13 protein-coding genes and 1 tRNA gene are annotated in these 11,694 nt (G+C 71.7%); 6 read left to right on the plus strand and 8 right to left on the minus strand.

Translation table 11 applies throughout. The annotated features are described in order from the left end of the window. Nucleotides 1-39: 39 nt before the first annotated feature. The 4 genes from KF837_29615 to KF837_29630 are packed head-to-tail and all read right to left on the minus strand — an operon-like array spanning nucleotide 40 to nucleotide 3,958. Nucleotides 40-933 carry an isoaspartyl peptidase/L-asparaginase gene (locus tag KF837_29615; GenBank protein MBX3231519.1) on the minus strand — a complete coding sequence of 298 codons (894 nt, stop codon included), beginning with the start codon at nucleotides 931-933 and terminating at the stop codon, nucleotides 40-42. Then, entirely contained in the window at nucleotides 930-1,709 is a 780-nt protein-coding gene (locus KF837_29620; protein MBX3231520.1) for a hypothetical protein, read from the minus strand. Before KF837_29620 ends, KF837_29615 begins: the two co-directional genes overlap by 4 nt. 6 nt (nucleotides 1,710-1,715) lie before the next feature. Further along, nucleotides 1,716-2,327 carry a hypothetical protein gene (locus KF837_29625; GenBank protein ID MBX3231521.1) on the minus strand — a complete coding sequence of 204 codons (612 nt, stop codon included), beginning with the start codon at nucleotides 2,325-2,327 and terminating at the stop codon, nucleotides 1,716-1,718. Then, nucleotides 2,324-3,958: a cobalamin-dependent protein gene (locus KF837_29630; protein MBX3231522.1), complete on the minus strand. Its 1,635-nt coding sequence runs from the start codon at nucleotides 3,956-3,958 to the stop codon at nucleotides 2,324-2,326. The genes KF837_29625 and KF837_29630 overlap by 4 nt, the downstream gene beginning before the upstream one ends. Nucleotides 3,959-4,012: 54 nt before the next feature. On the opposite strand from KF837_29630, the gene KF837_29635 reads away from it, so the two are divergent. Continuing rightward, nucleotides 4,013-4,570, plus strand: coding sequence for a hypothetical protein (locus tag KF837_29635; protein MBX3231523.1), 558 nt, complete (start codon nucleotides 4,013-4,015; stop codon nucleotides 4,568-4,570). A 468-nt stretch (nucleotides 4,571-5,038) separates the two neighbouring features. Here KF837_29635 and KF837_29640 read toward each other — a convergent pair whose 3' ends face one another. After that, the gene (locus tag KF837_29640; GenBank protein MBX3231524.1) at nucleotides 5,039-5,476 is read right to left on the minus strand and encodes a hypothetical protein; all 438 of its coding nucleotides are present in this window, start codon (nucleotides 5,474-5,476) and stop codon (nucleotides 5,039-5,041) included. An 89-nt stretch (nucleotides 5,477-5,565) separates the two neighbouring features. Between KF837_29640 and KF837_29645 the strand changes: the two genes are divergently transcribed. Next, a tRNA-Gly gene (locus KF837_29645) sits at nucleotides 5,566-5,638 on the plus strand. Between the two features lie 19 nt (nucleotides 5,639-5,657). Here the strand turns inward: KF837_29645 and KF837_29650 are convergent. Together KF837_29650 and KF837_29655 are read right to left on the minus strand one after the other, a co-directional pair. Continuing rightward, the gene (locus KF837_29650; GenBank protein ID MBX3231525.1) at nucleotides 5,658-5,798 is read right to left on the minus strand and encodes a hypothetical protein; all 141 of its coding nucleotides are present in this window, start codon (nucleotides 5,796-5,798) and stop codon (nucleotides 5,658-5,660) included. A gap of 431 nt (nucleotides 5,799-6,229) precedes the next feature. Beyond that, nucleotides 6,230-6,625 carry a DUF4156 domain-containing protein gene (locus tag KF837_29655; protein MBX3231526.1) on the minus strand — a complete coding sequence of 132 codons (396 nt, stop codon included), beginning with the start codon at nucleotides 6,623-6,625 and terminating at the stop codon, nucleotides 6,230-6,232. 436 nt (nucleotides 6,626-7,061) lie between these two features. On the opposite strand from KF837_29655, the gene KF837_29660 reads away from it, so the two are divergent. The 4 genes from KF837_29660 to KF837_29675 are packed head-to-tail and all read left to right on the plus strand — an operon-like array spanning nucleotide 7,062 to nucleotide 11,171. Continuing rightward, nucleotides 7,062-7,805, plus strand: a complete 744-nt coding sequence (locus KF837_29660; protein ID MBX3231527.1) for a hypothetical protein — start codon at nucleotides 7,062-7,064, stop codon at nucleotides 7,803-7,805. Between the two features lie 16 nt (nucleotides 7,806-7,821). Then, the gene (locus KF837_29665; protein MBX3231528.1) at nucleotides 7,822-8,619 is read left to right on the plus strand and encodes a TIGR02996 domain-containing protein; all 798 of its coding nucleotides are present in this window, start codon (nucleotides 7,822-7,824) and stop codon (nucleotides 8,617-8,619) included. Continuing rightward, on the plus strand, nucleotides 8,616-9,692 hold the full coding sequence (locus KF837_29670; GenBank protein ID MBX3231529.1) for a VWA domain-containing protein: 1,077 nt from the start codon (nucleotides 8,616-8,618) through the stop codon (nucleotides 9,690-9,692). The genes KF837_29665 and KF837_29670 overlap by 4 nt, the downstream gene beginning before the upstream one ends. Nucleotides 9,693-9,695: 3 nt before the next feature. Continuing rightward, nucleotides 9,696-11,171 (plus strand): hypothetical protein, encoded by a 1,476-nt coding sequence (locus KF837_29675; GenBank protein MBX3231530.1) that lies wholly within the window; start codon nucleotides 9,696-9,698, stop codon nucleotides 11,169-11,171. A gap of 6 nt (nucleotides 11,172-11,177) precedes the next feature. Here the strand turns inward: KF837_29675 and KF837_29680 are convergent, their stop codons facing one another. Further along, a complete protein-coding gene (locus tag KF837_29680) occupies nucleotides 11,178-11,525 on the minus strand; it encodes a response regulator (GenBank protein ID MBX3231531.1) in 348 nt (115 codons plus the stop codon). Nucleotides 11,526-11,694 lie beyond the last annotated feature (169 nt).

The following is an 11,694-nucleotide window of genomic DNA, read 5'->3' on the forward strand; positions in this document are numbered from 1 at the left end:
CGAGTCGGTGCGCACGAGCCGGTGCGCACGAGCCGCGGGTCACGCGCCCGAGTGGCGGTCGCCGTCGCTCGTCGTGGCGGCCCAGCTCATCGTGCGGGTCGTGCGCGCGAGGCCGAGGGAGCCGTCGGGGCGGACGAGGATGGCGCCGCCGGTGCCTCGCGTCCGCGCCTCCATCGTCGCGAGGGCGCGGCGGACCGCGTCGGCGGGTGGACCCGCGGCGTCGACCGCGGTCTTCGCGAGGCACACGCGCATCATCATCTCGCCGTGGCCCGTCGTCGAGCACGCGCCCGCGACGTCGTCCGCGTAGGTGCCGGCGCCGACGAGCGGCGAGTCGCCGACGCGACCGGCGAGCTTGTTCACCATCCCGCCCGTGCTCGTCGCCGCCGCGACGTGTCCGTTCGCGTCGCGCGCGACCGCCCCCACCGTCCCGCCGGTCTCGACCTGCGTCGTCCGCAGCCGCTTCGCCGCGGCCCAGCGCGTGCGCGCGTGCTCCGTGATCATCGCGTCGAGCTCCGCTCGCATGAAGCCGTGCGCGAGCGCGAACCGGACCGCGCCTTCGCCGGCGAGGAGCACGTGGCGCGAGGCATCCATCACCCGCCGCGCGATCGCGATCGGGTTCCGGAACGGCGGCAGCGCGCAGACCGCCCCCGCGCGCAGATCGGCGCCGTCCATGATCGCGGCGTCGAGCTCGATGACGCCGTCTTCGTTGAGGCACGCGCCGGTCCCGGCGTTGAAGAGCGGATCGTCCTCGAGCGCCTCGACCGCGCGCTGCACGGCGTCGAGCGCGGAGCCTCCCGCCGCGAGCACGTTCGCGCCCGCGGCGGCCGCGCGCGCGCAGCCCTCGACGTGGAGCGGGAGCCGCGCGGGCGCCACCTCCCCCGCGCCGCCGTGCACGAGGATCGACCACGCCGCCGGGCCGCGCGTCCACGTCACGTGAGCCGCCGGTCCTCGATCCCGCCGAAGTCCCAGCGCAGCCGCGCGAGCGCGAGCGCGAGGAGCAGGAGCGGCGGGATCACCGCCGCCGCCGCCGGCACGAGCCGCACCGCGGCCGCCTGGAAGAGGATCAGCGTGAAGAGCGCACACGCGATCGCCTCCGCGAACGCGGTCGCGCGCATCCGCCGGCGGAGCCGCGCGTCGAGGAGGCTCCGCCGCAGCGCCGCCCGCGCCGACACGAGCGCGAGCGCGAGGCCCGCGAGCGCGGTCGACCCCGCCGCCGCGAAGCGCGCGCCGCGCGGGAGGCCCTCGTCCGGAGCCGGCGGCGGCAGCTCGAGCGGCGTCGTGGCGCCGTCGTCCTCCACGCGCACGCCGAGGCTCGTGCTCTCGAAGCCCTGCGGCGTGAGCACGAACGCGTCCGCGTGCGCGGCGCGAGGATAGAACCCGCTGATGTCCACCGCCGGCACCGCCGCGATCGTGATCGCGACGACGAGGGACGGGAGCGCCGCGCCCATCGCCGCCGCGCGCGACGTCTCGGCGGGCGATCGCCCGAGCGCCTCGAAGGCGCGCGACTCTTCGCGGAGGCGCGCGGTGCCGAGCGCGAGCGCCGCGCCGACCGCGCTGCACAGCGGCGCGAGCGGGAGCGAACGGCTCGCCCGCGCCCCGGCCGTGAGCTGCCCCTCGTCGCTCGCCGCGGTGACGATCCACACGACGACGAGCCCGAGCACCGCCGCCCCGAACGCACGGCTCAGCGCGCGAAGGTCCCAGGGGTTCACGGCGGCCTAGTTCGCGTAGACCGAGGGGGCGATCGCGCTCCCCGTGATCGAGAGCGAGACCTGGATCGTGGTCAGACCGCGCGCGCACGAGGCGCCGATCGAGATCCCATGGGACGAGGCGACCTTCGGATCCGCCTGCGGCGGGACCATCACGAGGAGTCGGATCCCCTTCCCCTGCTTCGTCGACTCGACGACGCTGAGGTTGTTCGGCGTGATCTCGCCGAGCGCGACGTCGTCCTGCGTGAACGCGACGTCGATCTCGACGAGGCGCCCGCCTGCCGCGAGGACCGGGCCTCCGTCGCCCTTCGCGCTCTTCGATGCGCCCGCGTCGCCGGCGACGAAGACCGCGGTGATCGTGGGCTGGGGTCCGTCGAAGCACGTCGGCAGCGGCATCGGATCGACGACGCCGTACGGCTCGGGATCGCCGGGCTTGTGGCTGTCGGCGAGGCCCTTCGACTTGCCGCAGCTCACGACGATTCCGGCGCCGACCGCGGTGAGGACCTTGAGCCGCGCGAGCGCACGCGCGCGCACGCTCGACGGATGCGCCTGCGACGGCGCGGGCAGGACCTCGGGCATGAGCGCGAGGCGGCGCTTCGGCGGATGCTGGCTCGTGCTCATGCGACGGCGACCTCCCGGGCGCGCTGGAGCGGCGTCGCGACGCGATCGCCGAGGAACGTGAGCGGCTTTCCACGCTGGACCTTGTCGAGGAGCGCCTGCGCGAGATCGGCCGCTCGCTGGCGCACCGAGTCCTCCGCCGCGCGCAGGAACGTGGCCTCCCGCGCGACGAGCTCGTTCTCGGCCGAGAGAGGATTACCCTTTTTCACGAATTCTACGATCCGCTCGAGTGAGTCGGCGCTCGATCGCGACATCACGCGCGAGAGCTCCTTGCCCTCCTCGAGCCATTCGGGGCGGAAGAGGTCGCGATGGAAGTGGCGGAAGACCTCGACGTCGAAGCGCGTCCCCATGATGCGGTTCGCGAGCGCGTCGGCGCCGAAGTTGCGCGTCTCGAAGCAGCGCATCGAGAGCTGGAACACGCGCTCCGCGAGCGGATCGCCGAGGGTGTAGTCCCACGAGAGGTAGTCGCCGCGCGCGCGACCTTCCTGCTGCATGCGCGCGAGGAGCGGCGTGCCGGCGTAGAGCTCGACGCGGCCGAAGTTCGAGGGGAACTCCGCCGCGTAGCGCATGAACGCGATGTTGATCTCGATGCTCTCGAGCGTGGTGTCGGGATCGAAGAGCAGCATGTTGAAGCACGAGTACATGTCGAGCGCGCGCGCGACCTCGATCGAGCGGTGGTTCTGCTTCGACTGCGACCAGCGCTGGAGCGTGGAGAGCCCCTGGTCCGCGTCGGTCTCGATCCCGATGTAACAGCGGATGCACTTGAGCCGCGTCTTCAGCACCTCGAAGACGGGCAGCGTCACGTCGGTCGGCCGCGCCTTCACCACCGTCGCGAACTCGCCGATGCCGCGGCGCTCGAGCGCGTCGGCGAGCGCGTTGAAGCGCTCGATGTTCTTCTTGTGACCGGGGACGAAGAAGTTGTCGTCGTGGAAGACGAAGACGTCGATCCCGCGCTCCTTCTGCATCGCGACCATCTCCGCCGCGACGTCCTCGACGTCGCGCAGGCGGTAGCGCTTCCCCGGCAAGCTCTGCTCGTGCCACGCGGCGATGCAGCAGAACGAGCAGTTCGCGTAGCAGCCGCGGCTCGACACGAGCGGCGAGATCGCGTGCCCGAAGCACGCCGCCGGCTCGCCGCGCCGATCGGGCCACGGCAGCTTCGCGAGGTCCGGCAGCGCGGGGTGCCCCGTCGCGTAGGCGATCCCGTTCGCGTCGCGGAGCCAGAGCCCGGCGATCCCGTCGAGCGCTTCGCCGCGGCCGACGCGCTCGACGAGCGCGACGAACGTCTCCTCCGCCTCCTGCACGCAGATCGAGTCGAGCTCCGGGAAGTCGGTCATGATCTCGCGCGCGGCGAAGGTGCCGAAGTGACCGCCGGCGGTGACGTGCCCGGTGAAGCCGCCCTCGCGCAGCGCGACGACGAAGGCGAGGAAGTCGTTGGCGCGCCACTGGAACGCGAGCGACACGCCGACGACCGCCGGCTTGCGCGCGAGGACGTGCTCGAGCGCGGGCGCGAAGTCGCCGTCGACGTTGAACCCGACGATGTCGCTCGTGTGCCCTCGCTCCGAGAGCGCGGCGGCGATGTAGCGAAGGCTCAGGTTCTCTTCGATCTCGGGCCCCACCAGCGCGACGTGAACCATGGCTCGACCGTATCAAACTTGGCCGACCCGGTCCGGCTTGGGTACCGGTCGAAGATGCTCCGGCTTCGAGGACTTCTCCCGCTCGCCGCCGTCGTCGCCGTCATCGCGGCGTGCTCCGGCAAGGACCCGTACGAGCCCGGCGAGGCGGTCGGGACCTTCCGCGTCACGGGCCAGCTCACGCAGACCACGTGCGGCCAGCCGCCGAACCCATGGGAGTTCGACGTAAAGGTGAACCGTGACGGCTCCACGCTCTACTGGATCCAGGGCGCGCAGCCGATCGCAGGCGAGGTCGACGCCAGCGGCCGCACCACGATGAAGGCGAGCTTCGTGCACGAGGTGCGCCCCGCCGACGAGCGCAAGAAGCTCGCCGCGTGCTCCATCGCGCGCACCGACGTCCTCGCGATGGCGCTCGCGCGCGCGGACGAGCGTCCCGCGGCCGACCCCGCGGACGTGCGGAGCTTCAGCGGCATCATCAGTTACACGTTCGCGCCGACGGAGGGCTCGAGCTGCGACGATCAGCTCACCGCGACGGGCGGCGGTTACGACGCGCTGCCGTGCGTCGTCTCGTACCAGCTCACCGCGAAGATGACGAAGCCGGCCGAGTCGAACTGATGACCTCACGAGGAAATCTCGCGCCGAGCCCTGGCTGGCGCATGTTCGAGTGTTAGACTCCAATCATCCGTTGCGTTCGGGACCGCGAGGCCCCGGATGGTCCGGCGGAGGAGCACCTTCGCATGCGCGACAAAGGCCCCGGAGCTAGCGCTCCACCAAGGAAACGTTCGCGCGAGGCGACGGCATCGTCCGTCGGGCCCGCGAACGCCGGCACGACCGGAGGAGGAAAAGCAAATCATGCAGAATCGTAGTGGCTCTCATCCGGGAGAGCGTACGTAACGAATGCGCTGATCACGTCAGCGCACGGTCGTCGTCGCCCCGCATGACCTGAACGGGCCATGCTCGGTGACGCGTCGCGGCCCCGGACCTAGAGGGCCGACGCTGCGGGGGTGAACCAAAGAGCAAGCGCCCGCAGCGCCGCGCAAGCGGAATGGCCCGGATCGCCTCGCGCGATCCGGGCCGTTTCTTTCACCGGACCTGGACCGTGACGTCCTCGCCTGCGACCGTCAAGACGAGGACGACGACGTGTTGATTCGTCGACCAGTGGGTGACGACCTCGGTGAGGTCCTTCGTCGCCTTCAGGACGCAGCGAAGTCCGTTCGTGGTCGCCGCGCGCTCGACCACCTCCAGTCGCTGGCCGGTCGAGTCGCTCGCCGCGCACTCGCTGACGGTGACGTCTCCCTCCGCGTACGACAGGGCGACCTCGAGGAAGCGAATGCCGGACGCCTCCGACTCGGCGCGCTTCACGAACGACGCCGTCACGGTGGGCTGAGGCCGGGCGTAGTAGCTCGGCGGCGGCATCGGGTCGACGACGCCGTATCCGGAGTCGTGGCAACCGGCCGCGGCAACGCCCGCGCCGGCGAGGAGCTTCAGACGCGCAAGCGTTCGCGCACGGACGTGACTCATGCCTCTTCCCTCCCTACCCGAGCCTTGCCAGCTTACCAGCGCCCCCGGATTGACGCGCCAGACGCGAATGCGTAGCCTCCCCTCACTCTGCGGGACTAACTCAGTTGGTAGAGTGCCAGCTTCCCAAGCTGGATGTCGCGGGTTCGAACCCCGTGTCCCGCTCCGATAGGGCTCCGAGCGTTCAGCGCGAGGTCGTTGCGGGGTTGTACAGATCGGCGAGGTCGTGGATGGCGACGCCCGTGAGCTTGGACTTTGGGCGTGAGATGACGAAGACGTGCTCGCGGATGGTGCGACCGCCGGTGGGGTAGCGTGCGGACCGCACGGGGCGCGATCGCTGGACGGCGTTGCCAGCGGCACTCCCCGAGATCGAGATCCCAGAGGCGCTGGAGCACGGAAGGAAGCTCGGGGCTCGCCTCGCACAGCCACTGGAACTCGTCGAGGACGATGACCAGCTTCTTCCCCTTCGGCGCAGCTGCGACGACGACTCCCAGGTGGCGGGCGCCGTCTCGGCGAGAGCAGGAACCCTCAGCCACTCCGCGGCAGCTCGCATGAAGTTCGCGATCTGCGGCCCTCGCAGCTTGCTGCTCGCCGTGAAGTACACGCCCGGCTTCTTGTCGATGAAGCGAAGGAGGAGCTCGGTCTTGCCGAGCATCCAGCTCCGCGCGGCGCCCGATGAAGTCTCTCACCGGCATGGGTGACATGTTGCTTTGCGATGACTTACTAAGTCGACGCTTAGTAAGTCAGGCGTGAGCTTCACTTCGCGCAGCGGTAGGCGTAGCCGTTGTAGTCGGCGAGGGTGACGTGGCCGTAGGGGGCCGAGAACGTCGGCTCGGAGCGATACACGTAGTCGGCGCCTTGCGCCGCGGCCGCGTTTCGGAGGTCGTTCAGCGCGTAGGCGGCGAGGCCGGGCTTGTCGAGGCCGACGATCGAGCCCTCGATGACGCCGCCGGCGCGACCGTGCACGTCGGCCAGGCGCTCGCACGACGGAGCAGGCGGCGACGTCGACGCGACGACCGCCGCGCCCGCCGGCGTGAGCGCGGGACGATGACAGCCCGCGAGAGCGACGAGCATCAGCGGCATGAGCTCGAGCCGTCCTATCGCCGCGCGGCTCCAGAGCGCTCGTGCGGGCGCGCGGTCGCGGATCGCCATGTCGTTCGGAGCGTATCGCGGGTCTCCGGAACGTGCTCCCTTTCGGCGCGGCCCGGACGCAGACGCAGCACCTCACGACGTCGGTCGCACGCGTCTCGCTGCGGTGGTGGTCGTGGGACCATCGGGGGGTGGGAGCGACGCGACGAGGCTCGCGATGTTCGCGAGCGCCGCGAGGGTACCGACGGGTGCGCCCGCCTTGCCTCCCGGGAGCGCGGTGAGGTGACCTCTGCGCCTCGGCTCGTCGAGAGCGTGCGCGAAGACTCGCGTTCGAATCGCTCGCACGTGACCGCCGCGACGCAGCGGACCGCCCACGAGGGCGTACGTCAAAGTGGCAAGAGAGAACGCGACCGGATGACGTTATGACCCGTGCTGGCCGAGCGGGCATACGGAAGCTCGCGGAAGGACGCGCGGCACTGGGCTTGCTCGACGCGATGCCATGAGCTCTCTCGCCAAACGTGTCGTGGTCGTCGTCGCCGTCGGGATCGGCGTCGTCGGGGCCGCGAAGATCTTCGGACGCAACGACGACGCGGCGCGCTTCGCCGCGGAGAAGAACCGGGTCGACGCCGAGTGCCGCGCCTACCGGAGCGACCCGCGCCATCGCCACGCCGCGGTGTGCCGCGGGAGCGACGCCTACGAGCCCAAGGCGATACCGCTGCGCAAGAGCGCGGTCGCAGCGCTCGACGGCGCGCGCGTGTTGCTCGCGCGCGCCGACACGCGCGGCGCCGAGGCCGCCGTCCGCCGCGCGCTCGACGTCCTCGGCGAGCTCGACCAGCTCGGGACGTTCATCGCGCAGATCGTCGCGAACAGCGTCGTGCGCGACACCCTCGACCTCCTCGCCGCGCACCCCGCGCTCGACGCCCGCGCGCTCCTCCGCGACGTGCGCCTCGACGTCCACAAACCGTTCGAGGCGGAGCGGCTCCAGCGCGAGTGGACGCTCGTGCACTGGAACGACATGCCGGGAGAGCAGGGCCGTCGCAGCGACGGCGACCTCGCCGACGAGATCGCCGCGAACGAGGCCCAGTTCGACGCCATGCACGAGGCCGTCGTCCGCCGCCGCGACGTCGCCGCGTGCGAGGCTGCCGCGCAGAAGGACCTCACCGTCGCCGTCCCCTCCGTCCTCTGCGTCAAGGTGCACGAGGTCGTACGCACCGCCGCGCGCCTCGACGCCGCGCGCCGATGAGGGCTATCGTGGACACGTGGGCCCCCCCTTCCGCGTCCGTGTCGGCGACTCGCGCACGGGACCCATCTTCCGCTTCGAGAGCGACAGCTTCTCGATCGGGCGGACGCAATCGAACGATCTCGTCCTCCCCGACGAGTCGGTCGGGCTGCGTCACGCCCGCGTCGAGCGCACGGACGTAGGCGCCGCGTTCATCGTCGTCGACGTTCGCACGAACGCGCGGACGAGGCGCGACGAGGGCGAGCCCTTCACGATCGGATGCTACGAGCTCCGGCTGCTCGATCGCGATCCGCCCGCCGCCGAGGAGCAGACGTTCCTCGACGCGCTCGAGCGCGGCCCGACCGACGACGAGACCCGCAGCGTCTACGCCGACTGGCTCGAGGAGCAGGGCCGCCCGCTCGAAGCCGAGTTCCTCCGCGCGCAGATCGAGATCCGCGGGCTCGCGGCCGACAGCGTTCGCTTCGCGATGCTCTCGGGGCGCGTGCGCGAGATCGGGCGCGACCTCCCGCCGAGCTGGCGCCGCACCGTCGCGCGGCCCCCGGTCGAGAAATGCCATACGCGCTTCGAGGTCACCTGCCCCAAGGCGTGGGACAAGATGACGCCGACGGCGAACCCGAACCAGCGCCACTGCGGGACGTGCGACCAAATCGTGTATTATGCACGCACCGTGGAGGAGGCGCGGCTGCACGCGATGAACCGCCGCTGCCTCGTCGTCGACGTCGTGCCGCTCCGTAAGCGCGGCGACCTCGACGCGCCGCCGCCGATGATGATGGCGGGCATGCCGGCCCCTCCCCCTCGGCTCCTCCGCGGAAGGTGATCCGTCCCCGCGTCCGTCTCTGGGCGTTGCTCGCGGGGCCCGCCGTCGTCGTCGCGTGCGGCGCGCGCACGGGGCTCGGGTTCGAGCTCGCGCCGGACGACGACACCGACACGATGGACGCGACGGCGCGGCTGGACGCGCGCGCGGAGATCGACGCGGGCATCGTCACCTGCGTCGATGGGCGCTTCCCGCTTCGCCGCGCCTCGCCCGCGGTCATGTTCGTCCTCGATCGCTCGCTGTCGATGCGGCAGAGCCTCGCCGGCGCGTCGCGCTGGCAGACGCTGCGGAGCTCGCTCGCCGCCGCGCTGCCGCCAGTCGACGACACGATGGAGCTCGGCGCGCTCGTCTACCCGATCTCGAACGGCGGCGCGCAGAGCTGCGTCGTCCCCGGCGCGCCGGACCTCTTCCCCACGTTCCGGAACGTCGACGCGCTGATCGACCTCCTCGACGCGAACGGCCCGCGCGGATCGACCCCGACCGCCGACGCGATCGACAGTGCCGCGACCGCGCTCTACGGGTTCCGCGCCGCGTCGCGCGCGCGCGCGATGGTGCTCGCGACCGACGGCGAGCCGACCTGCAACCCGAGCCTCGACGGCGACACGTGCGACTGCGTCGACGGCCGCTGCCGCGGGAACCCGCGCGGCTGCCTCGACGACGCCCGCACCGCCGATCGCCTCGCGTTCCATCGCGACCGCGGGCTGCCCACCTACGTGATCGGGATCCAGGACGCGAACAACTCGCGGCTCGTCAGCGTCCTCAATCGCCTCGCCGACGCCGGCGGCCGCGCGCGCAACGGCGCGCGCCGGTACTACGAGGCCACGTCGCAGGCGCAGCTCACGCTCGCGCTCTCCACGATCCGCGATCAGGTCAGCGCCTGCACGTACCTCACGACCTCGGTGCCGACCGAGAACGGGAGCATCTCGTTGCTACTCGACGGGCTCCCGATCGACGGAGCGGACTGGTCGTGGAGCAACCGCGCCAACGGCGAGATCCTCTTCGCCGGCACCGCGTGCGACGTCGCCCGCGACGCGGTGCTCGAGGTCGACGTCCGCTGCGACGTCCGCGACGAGTGAGCCGTGAAGCCGAAGCCCGCGCAGGTCTGTGTCGTCGTCGCGCTCGCGGGCGCGCTCGTTCGCCTCGCCCTCGCCTTCCGCGACGAGACGTACCTCGATCGTCTCTTCGTCCCCGACGACACGTACTACACGCTCGCGATCGCGCGGTCGATCGCGCGCGGGCTCGGCCCCAGCGCCGACGGAGCTCACCTCACGAACGGGTTCCAGCCGCTCCTCGCGTTCTTGCTCGTCCCGATCGCGAGCCTTCGCGGCGCGCTCGCGATCGGCGCGATCGCCGACGGCGTCACGGCGTGGTGCCTCGGTCTCCTCGCGCGGCGGAGCGCGGGCTCCGACGTCGCCGCCGTAGCCGCGACGACGATCTGGGCGCTCTCGCCCTCGGCCGTCGCCGTCTCCTCGAACGGCCTCGAGACGTCGCTGACGATCGCGTGCGTCACCGGCGCGCTCGTGCTCTGGCAGAAGGACACGTCGCGCTGGCTCACCGGCGCCGCCCTCGGCCTCTGCCTCCTCGCGCGCGTCGACACCGTGTTCGTCGTCGTCGCCGTCGGCGTGCTCACGCTCCGGCGCGACGGGCTCCGCGCGACGTGGCCGCTCGCCGCCGGCGCGGCCGCCGTCGTCGCGCCGTGGTGGATCTACTCGCTGAGCCGCTTCGGCACCTTCGTCCCCGAGAGCGGCGCGGCGGTCCGCGAGCAGGCGATGATGTACCGCGCGGCCGGGATGGTGATCCGCGATCAGGTCGCGTGGGCGGCCGGCGCGATCGTCGGTCCGCCGTTCGTCGACTGGACGCCGCTCCGCGAATTCCTCGGCAAGACGGCGTCCGGGATCGGGCTCGTCATCGGCGTCCTCTGCGCCGGCGCAGCGGTCTGGCTCTTCCGGCGCACGCGCGACGACGTCGTCCGCGCGGCCCTCGCGTACGCGCTCGCGCTCTTCGCGTTCTATTCGCTCTACCTCCCCGCGACGTGGTTCTTTCGCCGCTACCTCGCGCCGATCCACGCCGTCACCGCGCTCGTCGTCGCGCTCCACGTGCGGCGCCGCGCGTGGGCGGGGTGGTGCTTGCTCGCGCTCGTCGCGATCGGACGGCTCGCGCTCGCGACGCCGGTGATGACGATCGATCAGGGACATCACGGCGCGAAGGGCTACCGCGAGCCGGCGCGTCAGGTCCTCGCGCTCGCGCCGCCGGGCGCGGTCGTGGGCTCGTTCCAGAGCGGAGCGCTCGCGTGGTTCGCGGACGGGACCGGGCGCGCGGTCGTGAACCTCGACGGCGTCGTCGACCGCGAGGCCGCGCGCGCGGTGCGCGAGCACCACCTCGCGGCGTTCGCACGATCGCGCGGCGTCACGCACTTCGCCGACTGGGAGGTCAACGTGAAGCGCTTCCGCGAGCGCGCCGGGGACGCGACGTTCGTGCTCCGCCGCGTCGGCGAAGCAGAGCCGCAAGGCCGCGACGAGCGCTTCGTCCTCTACGCGATCGACTGGCCGGACTGAGGAGGCTCAGGCCGCGCGCGCGTGGGTGCAGAGGATCTCGCCGAGGACGATCTCGATCTCGCTCAGCGTCGCGGGCTTCTCGACGAAGCGTGTGCCGATGATCGCGAGGAGATCGTCGTCGACGTTCGATCGCGCGACCCCGGTGAGGATGAGCGCGCGCGCGGCTTGCTCCGGGAGGATCCGGTCGAGCGCGAGGATGAACTGCTTGCCGCTCATCCCGCCGAGCGTGAGGTCGCAGATGATCGCGTCGTACCGCTGGCCGTTCGCGATCTCGGTGAGCGCGACCTCCGCGTCGTCCCGCTCGTTGACGGAGTAGCGACGCTTCAGCCCGCGCACCAGCGCGCGTCTGAGCATCGCGTCGTCGTCGATCACGAGAACGGACGGCCCGGTCGGTTGCGACCTCGGAGGCAAGTTACCCATGCCTCACTGAACGGCCGCCTGAACCGCAACAACAGCCCTGCGCCCCATTTTTCTTCGCTCGTAGGCCCGCGAAATTTGCGCGCAATTCGGCGCGTCAGCGAAA

Source organism: Labilithrix sp., assembly GCA_019637155.1.
Classification (GTDB): domain Bacteria; phylum Myxococcota_A; class Polyangia; order Polyangiales; family Polyangiaceae; genus Labilithrix.

Excerpts from the sequence above, each read along its gene's own strand:
- KF837_29630 (MBX3231522.1), bottom strand. The coding sequence starts at position 3,958 with ATGGTTCACGTCGCGCTGGTGGGGCCCGAGATCGAAGAGAACCTGAGC.
- KF837_29660 (MBX3231527.1), top strand. The coding sequence starts at position 7,062 with ATGAGCTCTCTCGCCAAACGTGTCGTGGTCGTCGTCGCCGTCGGGATC.
- KF837_29680 (MBX3231531.1), bottom strand. The coding sequence starts at position 11,525 with ATGCTCAGACGCGCGCTGGTGCGCGGGCTGAAGCGTCGCTACTCCGTC.
- KF837_29625 (MBX3231521.1), bottom strand. The coding sequence starts at position 2,327 with ATGAGCACGAGCCAGCATCCGCCGAAGCGCCGCCTCGCGCTCATGCCC.
- KF837_29655 (MBX3231526.1), bottom strand. The coding sequence starts at position 6,625 with ATGGCGATCCGCGACCGCGCGCCCGCACGAGCGCTCTGGAGCCGCGCG.
- KF837_29640 (MBX3231524.1), bottom strand. The coding sequence starts at position 5,476 with ATGAGTCACGTCCGTGCGCGAACGCTTGCGCGTCTGAAGCTCCTCGCC.
- KF837_29635 (MBX3231523.1), top strand. The coding sequence starts at position 4,013 with ATGCTCCGGCTTCGAGGACTTCTCCCGCTCGCCGCCGTCGTCGCCGTC.